17 protein-coding genes are annotated in these 15368 nt (G+C 62.5%); 9 read left to right on the forward strand and 8 right to left on the reverse strand.

Annotation, left to right across the window (positions count from 1 at the left end; all coding sequences use genetic code 11):
- Positions 1–34: 34 nt before the first annotated feature.
- The gene (locus HZA03_10875) at positions 35–493 is read left to right on the forward strand and encodes a hypothetical protein (GenBank protein ID MBI5638462.1); all 459 of its coding nucleotides are present in this window, start codon (positions 35–37) and stop codon (positions 491–493) included.
- Here HZA03_10875 and lpxK read toward each other — a convergent pair.
- The 6 genes from lpxK to HZA03_10905 form a co-directional block, all read right to left on the reverse strand.
- A complete protein-coding gene (gene lpxK, locus HZA03_10880; GenBank protein ID MBI5638463.1) occupies positions 483–1514 on the reverse strand; it encodes a tetraacyldisaccharide 4'-kinase in 1032 nt (343 codons plus the stop codon). The genes HZA03_10875 and lpxK overlap by 11 nt on opposite strands.
- Entirely contained in the window at positions 1511–1777 is a 267-nt protein-coding gene (locus tag HZA03_10885; GenBank protein MBI5638464.1) for a hypothetical protein, read from the reverse strand. Before HZA03_10885 ends, lpxK begins: the two co-directional genes overlap by 4 nt.
- Positions 1778–1957: 180 nt before the next feature.
- The gene (pyrE, locus tag HZA03_10890; GenBank protein MBI5638465.1) at positions 1958–2530 is read right to left on the reverse strand and encodes an orotate phosphoribosyltransferase; all 573 of its coding nucleotides are present in this window, start codon (positions 2528–2530) and stop codon (positions 1958–1960) included.
- 2 nt (positions 2531–2532) lie between these two features.
- Complete coding sequence (locus tag HZA03_10895) at positions 2533–3195, reverse strand: ATP phosphoribosyltransferase (GenBank protein MBI5638466.1); 663 nt, start codon at positions 3193–3195, stop codon at positions 2533–2535.
- A 48-nt stretch (positions 3196–3243) separates the two neighbouring features.
- Positions 3244–5268, reverse strand: coding sequence for an NAD-dependent DNA ligase LigA (gene ligA, locus HZA03_10900; protein ID MBI5638467.1), 2025 nt, complete (start codon positions 5266–5268; stop codon positions 3244–3246).
- 160 nt (positions 5269–5428) lie between these two features.
- Entirely contained in the window at positions 5429–5704 is a 276-nt protein-coding gene (locus tag HZA03_10905) for a hypothetical protein (protein ID MBI5638468.1), read from the reverse strand.
- 135 nt (positions 5705–5839) lie between these two features.
- Between HZA03_10905 and HZA03_10910 the strand changes: the two genes are divergently transcribed.
- The 3 genes from HZA03_10910 to HZA03_10920 are packed head-to-tail and all read left to right on the forward strand — an operon-like array spanning position 5840 to position 9474.
- A complete protein-coding gene (locus tag HZA03_10910) occupies positions 5840–6787 on the forward strand; it encodes an FAD-dependent oxidoreductase (protein MBI5638469.1) in 948 nt (315 codons plus the stop codon).
- A 6-nt stretch (positions 6788–6793) separates the two neighbouring features.
- The gene (locus HZA03_10915; protein ID MBI5638470.1) at positions 6794–8785 is read left to right on the forward strand and encodes a class I adenylate cyclase; all 1992 of its coding nucleotides are present in this window, start codon (positions 6794–6796) and stop codon (positions 8783–8785) included.
- 11 nt (positions 8786–8796) lie between these two features.
- On the forward strand, positions 8797–9474 hold the full coding sequence (locus HZA03_10920; protein ID MBI5638471.1) for a TIGR04283 family arsenosugar biosynthesis glycosyltransferase: 678 nt from the start codon (positions 8797–8799) through the stop codon (positions 9472–9474).
- Here the strand turns inward: HZA03_10920 and HZA03_10925 are convergent.
- Positions 9446–10087 (reverse strand): TlpA family protein disulfide reductase, encoded by a 642-nt coding sequence (locus HZA03_10925; GenBank protein ID MBI5638472.1) that lies wholly within the window; start codon positions 10085–10087, stop codon positions 9446–9448. The genes HZA03_10920 and HZA03_10925 overlap by 29 nt on opposite strands.
- Positions 10077–10553 (reverse strand): hypothetical protein, encoded by a 477-nt coding sequence (locus HZA03_10930; protein ID MBI5638473.1) that lies wholly within the window; start codon positions 10551–10553, stop codon positions 10077–10079. The genes HZA03_10925 and HZA03_10930 overlap by 11 nt, the downstream gene beginning before the upstream one ends.
- A 227-nt stretch (positions 10554–10780) precedes the next feature.
- Between HZA03_10930 and lpxC the strand changes: the two genes are divergently transcribed.
- The 5 genes from lpxC (at position 10781) to lolA (ending at position 15340) form a co-directional block, all read left to right on the forward strand.
- Positions 10781–12760, forward strand: coding sequence for a UDP-3-O-[3-hydroxymyristoyl] N-acetylglucosamine deacetylase (gene lpxC / locus HZA03_10935; GenBank protein ID MBI5638474.1), 1980 nt, complete (start codon positions 10781–10783; stop codon positions 12758–12760).
- Between the two features lie 60 nt (positions 12761–12820).
- Complete coding sequence (locus tag HZA03_10940; GenBank protein MBI5638475.1) at positions 12821–13387, forward strand: phosphoribosylglycinamide formyltransferase; 567 nt, start codon at positions 12821–12823, stop codon at positions 13385–13387.
- Positions 13388–13393: 6 nt separating this feature from the next.
- Complete coding sequence (locus tag HZA03_10945; GenBank protein ID MBI5638476.1) at positions 13394–13810, forward strand: DUF523 domain-containing protein; 417 nt, start codon at positions 13394–13396, stop codon at positions 13808–13810.
- Between the two features lie 208 nt (positions 13811–14018).
- A complete protein-coding gene (locus HZA03_10950) occupies positions 14019–14666 on the forward strand; it encodes a rhomboid family intramembrane serine protease (protein ID MBI5638477.1) in 648 nt (215 codons plus the stop codon).
- Entirely contained in the window at positions 14666–15340 is a 675-nt protein-coding gene (lolA, locus tag HZA03_10955; protein ID MBI5638478.1) for an outer membrane lipoprotein chaperone LolA, read from the forward strand. The genes HZA03_10950 and lolA overlap by 1 nt, the downstream gene beginning before the upstream one ends.
- Positions 15341–15368 lie beyond the last annotated feature (28 nt).

Genomic DNA, 15368 nt, shown 5'->3' on the forward strand with positions numbered 1-15368 from the left:
CTTGGATGCGGCGGGAAGCCGCGTTATAATAGATATGATGAAGTATTTTATTGCCGTTCTCTGCGCCGCGCTGCTCTATGGCGGCGCCGCCGCCGCGCAGGAGGTGCCGGCGGGGACAAATACCACGCCCGGCTTCCTGATTTTTCCTTCGTGGTACGAGGTGGTGGAGATCATCAATCAGGGCAAAGCCAAAGAGGCCGCCCCCGCAACCGTTCTCCCGCCCGCCTCCGCGGCCGCATCCACCCCCGCGCTGCCCCAGGGAAAGCTGCGTCCGTATCTCGGCGTTAACAACATATCGCCGGAGGCCTATCTTATTCCCGGCAACCTGCTGGATGTAAGCGGCGGGCTTTCCTACTACGTATCCCGCACCGGCAAGGCCGGCAGCGTGGGGATGATTTTCGCCGTGAAAGACCGGGTATCGAACCGGCTGATGGGCTATTCGTTCGAGCCGGCGAACCTGACGACGTACATCAGTCTCAGCATCAATTATTGATGTTGAGCCACGCGGCGAACGCCGCCCCTTCGCGCACCGCCGCGCGCAGCGTCAGCAGGTGAAACCGCCGCCGCTGTTTTTCCGGCATCCGCGCCGCGTCTTTTTGCGTGGTGAGCAGCAGCCCGCCGGTAACGGCCTCCAGTTCGGCATCGGTGAAGCGGTGATGATCGGCGAAGATGTGGTGGCGCGCAACGTCCGCTCCAAAAGCTTTGACGGTTTTTTCAAACTGTTCCGGCTTGGCTATGCCGCTGACCAGCGTCACCGCCGCGCCGCCGAGGATTATATCCGCCGCCAGCGTTTCGCCGGACGGGGCGACGACGGATTCGGCGGCGATGGCGCATTCGAATACCGGCGTATCCGGCCGTAGCAGAGGGGCAAGGCGCAGCCGGATGCCGGCCACCGTATCTTTATCCGCCATGTTGGCGCGGGTTATCAGCACGGCGTCCGCGCGCCGCGCCGAGGAAAGCGGCTCGCGCAGACGTCCGGCCGGCAGCAGCTTTTCGCCGCCAAAGGGGTCGAGCGCGTCCACCAGCAATATGTTTTTGCCGCGCGCCGCCGCAAGGTGCGAAAAGGCGTCGTCGAGGATCGCCGTCTTCGCGCCGAAGAGGCCGCGCGCGGCGCGGATGCCCTCCACCCGGCGCGGCGCGCAGATCACCGGCACGGCGGGCAGCGCGGCGGCGCAGACCAGCGCTTCGTCCGCCGCGTCGGGATAGGGGGCGACGTTCCCTTTGCCGTCGTTTACCACCTGCACCGGCTCGGCGCTGGCGCGGCCATACCCGCGGCTGACGATGGCCGGTTTTTCCAGCATCGACGCCAGCATGATGGCCACCGGCGTTTTGCCGGTGCCGCCCACGGTGAGGTTGCCGATGCCGACGACGCGCACCCCCTCCACTTTTTCCGAGGTGAGCAGCCCCGCGCCGTACAGCGCAAGGCGCGCCCGCACCCCCGCGCCGTAGAGCCACGACAGCGGCGTGAAAAGCGCGCCCGCCAGCCCGCGGTCCGTCGGCTCGATGCGGCTCATTCCTCCTCCATACCGAGGTATTGGCGCACGGCGGGGGAGACGTAAATGTTTTCCAAATCCTCGTCTTTCAGCGTGTCGGCCATTATCGCCGCCTGCGTTCGCGGCGAAAGCCGCTTGTCCAGTATCAGCATGCGCCGCCCCTCCACTTCGCACAGGCCGCTGCGGATGTTGTGCTCGTCGTCCGCGAGATTGCGGAGCTCTATCTCGATGCCGCAGTGCGCCAGGGTTTCTTCCAGCGCGGCGCGGAGCGTATCGGCGTCCATGCCTTACGATTCTACCCCGGATTATTCATAGGTGGCACGGCCAATCCTGCCGTGCGCGGCGGGGGGCGTTGGTACCACAGGTTTTAACCTGTGGCTGCCGCGCAAGCGGCAGAAACGCCACGGCCTGAAAGGCCGCGCAACAGGTTGAAACCTGTTGTACCAATTCCAATGCGGGATGCGTTACTTCTTCAATGCGCGGTAGCGGGTGAACACTTCGTCTTTGGTGAAGACCGACTCCACTTTCAGCCCCTCGGCTTCCAGCCGTTCGCGCCCCCCCTCCTGCCGGTCGACGAGGGCGATGACGGCGAGGATGCTGAGGCCGAATTCGCGCGCGCTCTTGATGGCCTCCAGCGCGGAACCGCCGGTGGTGATGACGTCTTCAAGGATCAGCACCTGATCCCCTCTTTGCAAATCCCCTTCGATGGGGCTTTTGGTGCCGTGTTCTTTCACCTGCTTGCGGACGACGAACGCCTTCATCGGCAGGCCGCGGCGGAAGCTTTCGCCCGCGGTGGCCACGGCTATCGGGTCGGCCCCCAGCGTGAGGCCGCCCACCGCGTCGGGCGCGTATTTTTCGGCCAGCGCGAAGAAGGCCTTGCCCACGAGGTCTATCCCCTCAGGATCGTAGGTGGTTTTTTTGCAGTTGACGTAAAAACTGCTCATCTTGCCGCTGGCCAGCTTGAACGTCGGCTCCTGCGAATAGAGGAACGATTTTTCGGTGAGGAGCGTCAGCAGGCGGTCGCGCGGATCGGTCATGGTCAGCCCTTTATCGGATTAGCTTTTAAGGATGCTTCCATCGCGTTCACCAGTTCGGTGATGCGCGCGGTTTTCATTTTCAGCGATGCGCGGTTCACCACCAGCCGCGCGGTGACCGGCATGATGGTTTCCACTTCCACCAGGCCGTTGGCCCGCAGCGTGTCGCCGGTGGATACCAGGTCGACGATCCGCTCGGCCAGGCCGACCAGCGGCGCGATCTCGATGCTGCCGTAGAGCTTTATCATTTCCACGTGGATGCCCTTGTTCTGGAAATGGCGTTGCGCGATGTTCACGAATTTCGTCGCCACGCGGATGGTGGTCCAGCGGCTGGGGTCGTCGTTCTCCTTGAGCGATTTCGGCTCGGCCACCACGAGGCGGCAGAAGCCGAAACCGAGGTCGAGCATTTCGTAAATCGGCTTGTCCTGCTCTTCCAGTTGGTCCTTGCCGCTGACGCCGATGTCGGCCGCGCCGTTTTCCACGTAGACCGGGATGTCTGTGTCGCGCACGGTGATGGCGCGCGCGTTGGAGTTGGGGTCTTCAAAGATGAGGCGGCGGTCGTCGTTCAGCGCGGCGGTGAAATCGACGCCGACGCGCTTGAACAGTTCGATGGTCGGCTTCATGTTCCGCCCGCGCGGAATGGCGACGGTGATTTTTTGCTCTGTCATATAGACGGCACGATACCACTTGCGCCACATAGAGGGCAAATAGTGGCTCTACAAATTCAGCAATCCTAAAAGTTCCTCTTTTCCGATTACCTTGACGTTGTGTTTATGGGCGTCGTCGAGCTTGGAGCCGGGATCAGAACCGGCGACGAGGTAGTCGGTTTTTTTCGAGACGCTGCCGGATACCTTGCCCCCTGCGCGCTGGATAAGCTCTTTCGCCTCGTTGCGGCTCATCCCTTCCAGCGTGCCGGTGATGACGAACGTTTTGCCCGCCAGCGTTTGCGCGGCGGGTGTCCCACGCGAGCCTTCCATGCTGACGCCGTATTTTTTCAGTTTTTCGATCAGCTTGATATTTTCGTTATCCTTGAAAAACAGGATAAGGCTTTGCGCTATCTCCGGCCCTATCTCGTGGATGGATGTGAGCTTTTCTTCGTCCGCCGCCATCAGCGTGTCCACATCGGCGAACGCGCGGGCCATCAAAAAGGCGGCGCGTTCCCCCACATGGCGGATGCCGAGGCCGACCAGCAGTTTTTCCAGTCCGCGCCTCTTCGCCGCCTCTATCGATCTGCGGAGGTTCTCGGCGCTCTTTTCCCCCATCTTTTCTATCTCGGCCACCGCCGCGTAATCGAGGTTGAAGATGTCGGCGAGGTCTTTCAGCATCCCTTTTTGCACCATCGCCTCGATGCGGCTGGGGCCGAGGCCGTCTATATCCATGCTGTCGCGCCGGGCGAAGTGGATGATTGCCTCAAGCTGCTGCGCCGGGCAGCGGCGGTTGAGGCAACGCACCGCCGCCTCTCCCTCCGCGCGCGCCACCTCACCGCCGCAGGCGGGACACTTCTTCGGCATGGCCCACGGCTTGCTCCCCGCCGGGCGTTTTTCCGGCAGCACCTTCATCACCTGCGGGATGATGTCGCCCGCTTTTTGGATGATGACGCTGTCCCCCACGCGCACGTCTTTTTGCTTAACGTTGTCCTCGTTGTGCAGCGTGGCGCGGCTGATGGTGCTGCCCGCCAAAAAGACCGGGGTCAGGTCGGCCACCGGCGTCAGCGTGCCGGTGCGCCCCACCTGCACCACGATGTTTTGCACCACCGTTTCGGCCTGCTCGGCGGCGTACTTGTAGGCGATGGCCCACCGGGGGAATTTGCTGGTGGCCCCCAGCTCGCGCTGGTTGGGGAAACTGTTCACCTTCACCACCAGCCCGTCGGTATCGAAGGGGAGTTTCTTTCGTTTCTCCTCCCACGCCGCGATCTCTTCCAGTACGCCATCGATGGATTGCTGTTTTTTATAAGCATCGTTCACTGGGAAGCCGAGAGCTTTAAGTTTTTCCATCATCTCAAATTGGCTATGCAGAACCTTGTCGCGTATCGCGTTGCCGCTTTTGTCGAAAATGTAGAGCGCGTAGCAGAAGAAGCGGAGCTTGCGGCCTTTGGTGACGTTCGCGTCCAGCAGCCGCACGCTTCCGGCGGCGGCGTTGCGCGGGTTGGCGAACGGCTCTTCCCCCGCCCCCTGCCGTTCTTCGTTCAATTTAAGGAAGTCGGCGCGCCGCAGGTATATCTCGCCGCGCACCTCGCAGCGCACCCACGCGGCGGGGGTTTTGATGGCGTGCGGGATTTCCGCGATGGTCTTGACGTTGGCCGTTACGTCTTCGCCGGTTTTGCCGTCGCCGCGGGTGACGCCCAGCTTCAGCTTTCCTCCTTCATATATGAGGTTGACCCCAAGGCCGTCTATTTTCAACTCGGTCAGGTATTCGGCGTGGTCGCGGGCAAGCCCCTTCTTCACCCGCTTGTCGAATTCGCGCAGATCTTCGGGATTGTAGCTGTTGTCGAGCGAGAGCATCGGCGGGTTGTGGCTGTACGCGGCGAAGCCTTCCCGCACGCCGCCGCCCACTTTTTGCGTGGGGCTGTCCGCCGTGCGGAAGAGGGGGTATTCGTCCTCCAGCCGCCGGAGTTCGGCCATCAGCTTGTCGAACTCTTCGTCGGAGATTTCGGGGCGGTCTTCGAGGTAGTACTTTTCGCTGTGGATGTTGATGAGCTTTTTCAGCTCGTCGATGCGTTTGCCCGGATCGGTCTTCCCCATCCGGCTATTTTAGGGAATTGGCGGAAAAAGCACCACGTCTAAACGCACTGGTCATTCTGAGGAGTGAAGTTTTGTCATTCTGAGCCGCAGACGAAGAACCCCTTTCCGGGGAAAGAAGGGAAAGTGATCCTTCGCCTTTGGCTCAGGATGACAACGCGGGCTATTTTTCGAGGCGGATGAGCTTGACGAACGGCAGGATGCGCTTGATGTCCGCCGGCGAAAGCTCCACGCCGCGGTTGTAGAGATCCAGCGTCTGCTCGTCCAGCACATGGTAGTGGCCGTTCCAGCAGTGATAGGTGAGTATCGGGGTGCCGAGGCTGTCGATCAGCCGGTTGAACCAGACCGGACCGCCGCACACATGGCAGTGGCCGAATATCTTGGCGTAGTCCGGGGCCAAGTCGGTTTTGGGATCGATGCCGTTATTCTTTTTGCCCATATTCATTTTGTCCTGTTGGAGGCCATTGTAACACCGGCGGGGCGGTTTTCATCCAAAATATCGTTGGTAAAAAGGCAAAAGGGGGTAAAATTGGCTTGCTGGAAACAGCGCAACCGGAAACGTGGGAGAACTTTTATGGAAACGTACGATCTCGTCATCGTTGGTGGCGGGCCTGGGGGGCTTTCGGCCGCCGTGTATGCCATGCGCGCCCGGATGAAGACGCTGCTGCTGGAGCGTGCCGGCCTGGGGGGCCAGATAGCCACCACCGACATCATTGAAAATTACCTCGGCTTCCCCTCGCTGTCGGGGCCGGCGCTGGTGGCGGAATTTGAAAAGCACGCCAAGGCGGTGGAAACGCCGGTGAAGTATGCGATGGCGCACAAGATAGTGAAAGAGGAAAACCTCTTCATCATCGATCTGGGTGATGAAAAGATCGCCGCCAAGTCCGTGATTCTGAGCTCCGGCGCCGAGCCGAAGAAGGCGGGGGTTCCCGGCGAGGCGGAGTTTCTGGGGCGCGGCGTTTCCAACTGCGGCACCTGCGACGGCCCCTTCTACCGCAATCAGGACATCGCCATCGTCGGCGGCGGCGACACCGCCACGAAGGAGGCGATCTACCTCAGCAAGATCGCCCGGAAAGTTTACCTGGTGCATCGGCGCGGCGAACTGCGCGCCGAAAAGGTGCTGCAGGAACGGGCATTGGCGCGCCCCAATGTGGAGTTCCTCTGGTTTCACCGTCCGCTGGAGATACTGGGGGACAAGTCGGGGGTCACCGGCCTCGCCGTGGAAAGCATTGAAACGAAAGAAAAGAAGACGCTCGGCCTGATGGGGGTTTTCGTGTTCGTCGGCGTGGTTCCCAACACCGGCTTCGTCGATTGCGCGAAGGACGCCTCCGGGTTCATCACGGTGAACGAAAAACTGGAATCCAGCATCCCCGGCCTGTTCGCGGTGGGGGATTGCCGCGTGACGCCGCTGCGGCAGGTGGCCGTGGCGGTGGGGGATGGCGCGATAGCCGCCACCATGGCCGAGGAACACGTTTCGGCAATGGAAGGACGCCTCTACGCCGGCAAAGCGGCGAAGGGGTAGACGCCGTTGACATCCGCAGGCATGAATGCCCCCATAAAACCCGGTACGGCCCAAAAGCTCTTTCTGGAGTATAACCGCCGCCGCCGCCAGATGGCGGTTCAGGCCGCGCCCAAAAACGCGCCGATAGCGCTCAACTATGTGCCGTTGCTGCTGCACTATAACCACGCCTCCATGCCGTGCCGTCTGGAAGCGCCGGGCGGCGCGGGCGGGATCGACGTTTTCGAGCTGACCGATGACATGCGCCAGTCGGCCGCCGTGATGATTTCCGATTGGCGCGCCGTGGAAAAAGACCTCAACTTCTGGAGGCCCAAAAAAATCCTCATCGAATCGCTGATGCTCATGGGGAGCGTGGGCACCGCCGCGCAAAACGCCGCCTCGGACTACGACTACTGGGTGGTGGTGGACGAAAAGCGGCTTACCCCCGAGGAGATGGACTGGCTTCAGCGCAAGCTGGCCGCGGTGGAGACATGGGCGGCGGAAAAGCACGGGCTGGAGCTGCACTTCTTCATCACCGACATCGACCGGGTGCGCGCCAACAATTTCGGCAGCGTGGACCATGAAAGCGCCGGCAGCTCGCAGGCGCGCCTCCTCAAGGAAGAGTTTTACCGCACCTGCATCCATGTGGCGGGCAAGTACCCCGCGTGGTGGCTGACGCCCCCCGGCGCGGACGACGCCGGGTACGTCAAGGCGTTGCAGGGGCTGCAAGGATCGTTCGACGTGGATCCGCGCAAATACGTCGACTTGGGGAACGTGTCGGTGATCCCCGGCGGCGAGATGTTCGGCGCGGCGCTCTGGCAGATCAACAAGGCGCTTGCCTCGCCGTTCAAGTCGGTGTTGAAAATCGCGCTGCTGGAAACGCTCATCGACCCCGAAGGAACCGCCACGCTGCTGTGCGACGAGCTCAAGCGCAATGTGCTGGCCCAAAACGCGGCGGTGGAGGAACAGGACCCCTACCTGCTCATGATGGACCACCTCCTGATGTTTTACGGGCGGAAAAAACGCCACGAGGTGGTGGATATCCTGCGCAAATGTCTCTACAACAAGGTGAAGGTGAAGGTGAACGCCCAGCTCAGGAAGAAACCGAACCTGGCCTTCAAGGAAGAGGCGATGGTCCGGTACGCCGAACGATGGGGATGGGACGACGCCCGCACCGGGCTGTTGAACAACTACGAAGAGTGGAACTTCGACCAGATGGTGAAGCTGGGAACCGAACTGCACGGCTTCCTCCTCGAAACCTACAAGCGGGTGACCGACGAGCTGAAGGGGCGCGAAGACGTGAAGGCCGGCATCACGGACGAAGACCTGACGGTGCTGGGGCGCAAGATATTTTCGTTTTACAAGCGCAAGCCGGGAAAGATCGACCCGGTGAAAAAGGCGTCCGACGACGCGTTGCGGCAGGAATCGATCACCTTCATGCCGCAGGTGCAGATGGGTAAAAAGCCGGCGTGGACGGTCTACCGCGGCAACGTCTCCACCGATGTGGCCCGCCGCGCCAATGTTGAACATACCGCCGTCCGCAAAAGCGCTTCGCTGGCCGAACTGGTCTGCTGGCTGGCCATGAACCAGATCATCGACGGCGGCACGTTCCTGCACCTGATCCCGAATCCGCTGCCGGTGCATCTCAAGACGATTCAGGAGCTGTTGAAGGGGATCATCGAATTCATGCCGCCGCGCGGCGTTCCGCCGCTGGACAACAGCGCGTTGCTGAAATCGGAGCAGATCACGGGAATGATGGTGATCGCCAATTTCGTGTCGCAGCCGTGGACGAAGGAGATGGAAGAGACGGTGCTTCTGTACCGCAACAGCCACGGCGAAACCTTTTGCGAGGCGTTGGACGCCAAAGCGGGGGCGGAGCGCCTGACCGCGCTCGTCCGGAACATGGTTCCCGGCGCGTCCGCCAACATCAGCCACTACTTCCGGGTCTTCACTCCGCGCACCGAGCATTCCGCCAAGATCGAAAAAGCCCTCCGCCTGATTTTCACATCCCGCGCGGGATAAGGCGGATCCGGATGGATCGGCCCATCTCCGTGATTATCCCGGCCCGCGGCGAGGGGGAACACCTGGCGCATCTCGCGCGGGCGCTGCAATCGGCTCCGGGGGTGGAGGTGATCGCCGCCGTTCCCAATGGCGACGAGGCGACCGCCGCCACCGCCGCGCGCGGCGGGGCGCGGGTGATCCGGGGGGCGGCGGGGCGCGGCGCGCAGCTTATCGCCGGCGCGGCCGGCGCCACGGGGGAGATACTTCTTTTTTGCCATGCCGACACCATGCTTCCCCCCGGCTGGGACGCGGCGGTGCGCGCCGCGCTTGCGGCGCCCGGGGTGGCTGGCGGCGCTTTCCGGCTGCGAATCGGCGCGCCGGGAGCCGCCTACCGCGTGATCGAAAAAATGGCGAACCTCCGGGCGCGCTGGGTCCGGTTGCCGTACGGCGACCAGGCGCTTTTCACCACGCGCGCGGCGTATGACGCGGCGGGCGGTTTCGCGCCGCTGCCGCTGATGGAAGACGTCGATTTCATCCGGCGGCTGGGGCGGCGCGGGCGGTTGGCGTTGCTGGCGGAGGAAGCGGTCACTTCGGCCCGGCGGTGGGAGCGCGAAGGGCCGCTCCGCGCCACCGTGCGGAACTGGACGCTGATGGCGCTCTACCTGCTCGGCGTTTCGCCGGTCACTTTGGCGGGTTTTTACCGGCGATAAAGGTTTTCCGCGCCAGGGATTTCAGGGCGTCGGCGATTTCCGGCCGGTTCCAATTGGTCGGCCCCACCAGGTGGTGCAGGATGATGCCGTCCGGACTCACCAAAAAGGTTTCCGGCACGCCGGTGATGTGGAACGGCCCGGCGGCCTGTTGCTCCACGTCCAGCAGGATCGGGAAGGTCAGCCCCAGCTCTTTTACAAAGGGGGCCACGGCTTTCATGCCGTCCTTGTCGATGCTGATGGCGATCATCTCGAAGTTTTCCCCCTTCATCTGTTCATAGAGCTTCTGCATGCCCGGCATTTCCTCGCGGCAGGGGGCGCACCATGTGGCCCACAAGTTGATGAAGAGGACTTTTCCCTTGAAGGAGGCGAGGCTTACTTTTTTTCCATCCATCGCGGTGAAGGTAAGGTTCGGCAGCGGTTTCCCGTCCATCGGGCTTACGGCGGGTTTCTCCGCCTGTTGCGGCTGGCTGGCGCGCATTTCGGCCAGCGTTTTCAGCGGCGCGCGGTTGAGTTCGTTCACCTTCATCACGATGACGGCCGCGATGCAGACGGTACACAGCGCGGCGAAGGGGAAGAACGCCGCCGTGCGTTGATCCTTGAAGTCAGTGACCATCCTGGCCTTGCTCCTTATAATATTTGTCTTGCTCCAGATAGTATTTGTCTATCGCCGCCTGAATTTCGGCGGGGGATTTTCCTTCCTTGGTCATTTGGCTTGCCATCTCGGCTTCCTGCATGCAGCTGCCGCAATTGGCGGCATGGTCGTCCGTATAGCAGGTGAGCAGCGTTTTGTGCAGGAACATCGGGTTCTCCTTGCACTTGCAGTAGCAGTACAGCTGATCGAGCACGCCGGGTATCTCGGCGGCGATCCGGTAGGCTTCGGCCGCGCGCCCCTGATACTTGGAGGGGGGCTGCAACGGGCGCGTTTCGATCATGACGTGTTCGCCCGCCGGGGATGTTGCCGCCGCGGGTATCGCGGGCGCGGCGGGGGTCTCTTTTTTACCGCCCGAAAAGGCCAAATAGCCGGCCATCGCGAAAAAGGCGGCGACGGCGGTGATGAATAACAGGCTGTTCTTGTTCATGGCTTGTTCCTTCGCCCCAGTCATCCTGAGCCGTGGGCGAAGGATCTCATTCCGGAAAGAGATTCTTCGCTACGCTCAGAATGACATGCATTATTAGTTGTTCAACGCTTTGTTAAGTTTTCAGTTTAGCAGGAAATGCCCGCAAAAGGGTAGGGCAAAGCTCCGTTTTCGCCGCCGTGCAAGCCGAAATGGTGGCGTTGACCGCCCGCAGGCATTACAATTGGCGCATGGGAAAAGCAAACATACTGATAGTGGACGACGAGGCGAACATTCTCGATTCGCTCCGCGGCATCCTGACCGACGAGGGGTATGACGTCAGCACCGCCGAGGACGGCGACGGCGCGCTTAAGATGCTGCAGGAACAGAAGTGCGATCTGGGGCTGCTGGACATCTGGCTGCCGGGCCGCCGCGACGGGTTGCAGACGCTGCGCGAGATACGCCGCCGCAACATCGGCGCGGCGGTGGTGATGATCTCCGGCCACGGCAGCATCGATACCGCGGTGCGCGCCACCAAGCTGGGGGCGTACGATTTCATCGAAAAGCCGCTTTCGCTTTCCGCCCTTCTGGAGAAGATAGAAGGGGCGTTGCGCCACGCGCGCGCCCGCGCCGGGGAAGAAACCGGCATGGCCGACACGTTTGAATACATCGCCGGCTGTCCCGCCATGCTGGAGGTGCGGCGGCAAACCGCCGCCGCGGCCCTCAGCGCCGCCCCGGCGCTCATCGTGGGCGAGACGGGGAGCGGCAAGGAATACACCGCCCGTTATATCCACGCGCAAAGCGCGCGGCGCGGCGAGCCGTTTGTGAAGGTTTCCTGCCGCCTGCTCACCGCCGCGTCGTTCGACCGGCTTTTCGGCCCGGCCCATGAAGACCCGGCCGCCCCCGGTTCGCATTTCGCCGGTATCAGCGGCACCGTGTTCCTGGAAAATCCCCACCTGCTCGACGCCGGTTTGCAGGGGCGGCTTGCCGTCCTTGCGGCCGCGGGGGCCGCGCGGGGCGTCGGCTTCATCGCCGCCATCACCCGCAGGCCGGACGGCGACGCGCCCAAAATGGCCGATGCGCCGCGGGCGCTTTTCGCCGGCGCGGTTATTTCGTTGCCGCCGCTGCGCCAGCGCGGGGAGGATATCGCGGCGTTCATCGCGCATTTTATGCACGACGCCTCGGAGGACTTCGGCAAGGCCGGCATCCGCCTTTCCAAAAACGGCATGGCCCGGATGCTGGCGTACCCGTGGCCCGGCAACGTGAAAGAGCTGCGCACCGTGGTGGAAAACATGGTGATGGCCGCCGCCGGCGATCTGCTGGAGCCGGAAGACATTCCGTTTCCCTCCGACGCCCCCCTCCCCGCCGCGGTGGATGGCGGCAAAGGGCGTCCCACGCAGAAGACGCTGGGCAAAAGCGTGGCGCTGTGCGGCATGGGGCTGCACTCCGGCATCAAGACCGGCGTCATTATTTCGCCGTTGCCGCCCGGCAGCGGCATCATTTTCGGCGACATCTCCACCGGGCGGCAGGTGCGCGCCAACATCGATTTCGTGGAATCGACCGAATACGCCACCACCCTCAAGTTCGGCAACGTGGCGGTGCGCACCATCGAGCACCTCATGGCCACGCTCCACATATACGGCGTCACCAACGCGCTGCTGAAGGTGGGCGACGAGGTGCCGATAATGGACGGCTCGGCCACGGAGCTGTGCGACCTCGTGGAAAGCGCCGGCATCGTGGATCAAAAGGAGCCGGTGGAACCGATCATGGTGAAGGAAACGATCCTCATCGGCGAACACGACCCCGATAAAAAATTCATCCTGGTGGAGCCCGCGGACAAGCTGACGGTGGAATACCGCCTCAACTATCCGCTGCCCATCGGACGTCAAACGGCGCGGTACGACGGCGGCGGCATCGCCAGCTTCAAGGCGGAGATCGCGCCGGCCCGCACCTTCGGCTTTGTGGATGTCATGAAGAAACTGTCCGGCAAGAAGGGTTTCGCCGAGGGGGGGCGGTTCAACAACTTCATCCTGCTGGATCACGAAAAAGTGATCAACACCACCCTGCGGTTCGAGAACGAGTTCTCGCGCCACAAGGTGCTCGACCTGCTGGGGGACATCTTTTTGGCGGGACGGCCGATACTGGCGAAGATCACCGCCAATATGACCGGCCACACCGAAAACATAGCGATGGTGCGGAAACTCCGGGCGTTGGCGGGGCAGGGGGGCTGACCGGTGCTTTCGCATACATACGCCGTCTGGGCGTCGGGCCGGGGGAGCAATTTCAAGGCGATGCTCGACGCCCGCCGCGACGGGCGCCTGCCGTACAAACCGGCGCTGCTGCTCACCGATAACGCCGCGGCCCCCGCGCTGGATCACGCCCGCGCGGCGGGGGTGGAAACGCTCTTCATCGATCCCAAGGTTTACAAGGGGCGCAAGCTGTTCGGTGAAAAGGCGATAGCGGAACTTGCCGCGCGCGGCATCGATACCATCGTGCTGGCCGGTTTCATGCGGATCGTCGACGGCGGGGTGGTGCGCGCTTTTCCCAACCGGATCATCAACATCCATCCGGCGCTGTTGCCGCTCTTTCCGGGACTCGACGCGCAGCAACAGGCCATCGCGGCGGGCGTGAAGGAATCCGGCTGCACCGTCCACTTCGTCGATGAAGGGGTGGATACCGGCCCCATCATCATGCAGGCGAAGGTGCCGGTGCTTCCCGCCGACACCGCCGACACGCTCTCGGCCCGGATACTGGTGGAAGAGCACCGCATCTACCCCCTCGCGGTGCGGGCGTTGATGGAAGACCGCATCGCGCTGGCGGATGGCCGGGGGATCATTTTGGATTCCCCCCATCCGTAGGTTTTTATGAAACTGTACATGGCAAGCGCCTGCTTGGCGGGTGCCGCCTGCCGCTATAACGGTGAAGCAAAAACCGACGAAACCGTCCGCGCGATGTTCGAGCACGGGGAAGTGGCGCCGTTTTGCCCCGAACTGTTGGGCGGGATGGAAATCCCCCGCCCGGCGATGGTGTTGAGCGGCGGCGACGGAGGCGCGGTGCTGGACGGCACGGCGCGCGTGCTGACGCGGGATGGCGGCGTGGACCGCACCGGCGCTATGCTGGAAGGGGCGCGGCGTGGCCTCGCCATCGCCCTTGCGGTGCGCCCCGAAAAAATATTTTTAAAGGCGCGCAGCCCGTCGTGCGGATGCGGGGCGGGGGACGCGGAAGGAGTGGCCGCCGCCCTGTTGCGGCGCGGGGGATTTATGCTGGAATCGATTGAGTGATTCCCTTGATTTCAAATAATGCCTTATATCCATCCCGGTATGGTTTTCACCCATTGGGCGATTTGGCGTGCGGTTTGGTACCGCAGGTTTTAACCTGCGGTTGCCCCGAAGGGGCAAGCCTTCCGTGCTTGACGCTATCGCGTCAACAACAGGTTGAAACCTGTTGTACCGATTTTTCCGGCCACTCCATGTTTTACGGCTGCGCGATATGATCCCCCTTTACGACAATAATCCCACCCGCCGCTTTCCCGTCGTCACCGTCCTGCTCATTGCCGCCAATGTGGCGGTTTTCCTCTATATTGCGTTTTCCGCCGCGCCGTTCCAGCAATTCGTCGTCCGCTATGGCGCGGTGCCGGCGTTCATCGTGCAGTCCGGCGCGCCCGCGCACGGCCCGTTGCCGCCGGGTGCGACGGTCTTCACCGCGATGTTCATGCACGCCGGATTTTTCCACCTGGCGGGCAACATGCTTTTCCTCTGGATTTTCGGCAACAACGTGGAGGACATCCAGGGGCGCGGCGTGTTTGTGCTGTTCTACCTCCTGTGCGGCGTGGCGGCGGCGGTCACGCACATCTATTCCGATCCGTTTTCCGCGGTGCCGATGGTGGGGGCCAGCGGCGCGGTATCGGGGGTGCTGGCCGCCTACCTCCTCGCCTTTCCCCGCGCGCGCGTGTACACTCTTTTCTGGTTTATCATTTTTGTGCGGGTTATTCCGGTGCCCGCCGTGCTCTTCATCGGCTTTTGGTTTTTGATGCAGATGCTCAACGCGGGAAGCGGCGGATCGGTGGCCTGGGGCGCGCATATCGGCGGCTTTGTGGCCGGCCTTGTCCTTGCCCCCGTTTTCAGAAGGAGATACTGATGCGCCGATTGTTATTGTTGGCGGCGGTGATTGCCGTGGCGCTGTGCGGCGAGGCGCGGGCGCAGGACGCCGTATCGGCGGCGGACGCGGCGCTCATCGACAAGGTGGAGGCCCGTTTCGCCGAAGTGGCGGCCTTGCGGGCCGGATTCGAGCAGAAGATTTTCGACGCCGCCACCGGCCAGACGCTCGCCTCGCGCGGCACGGTGTTGCTGAAAAAACCGCTCCGGATGCTGTGGGAATACAAGGAGCCGGAAGCCCAAACCATCATCGCGGACGGCAAGAAACTCTACTTCCACGTACCGGCCGACCGGCAGGTGACCGTCCAGCCGCTGGCAAATGTGCTCAACAGCCGGAGTCCGGCCCTCTTTTTGGTCGGGGGGGGGCGGCTGCGGGAAATTTTTCGGATAACGGTTGTGCCGCGCCCCAATGATAGTAAAATACCCGGTGCCTCGCTTTTGCTGGAGCCGAAGGAGAAGTCGCTGACCGTCACCCGGATCACCGTCCGGGTCAGCGCGGAAGACTATACGATAACCTCCTTCACGCTCCACGATTGGACGGGGAACCGGAGCGAAGTGGCGTTCACCGATATGACGGTGAACGGCCCCGTCGCGGACAAGGCTTTTTCCTTCACGCCCCCGAAAGGGACGGAAGTGATCGAAGTCCCGAAATACTGACAGCAATGGAGAAAAGCCGCTAATGGTA

The sequence above is a fragment of the Nitrospinota bacterium genome (assembly GCA_016217735.1).
In the GTDB taxonomy this organism is placed as follows: Bacteria; Nitrospinota_A; UBA7883; order JACRGQ01; family JACRGQ01; genus JACRGQ01.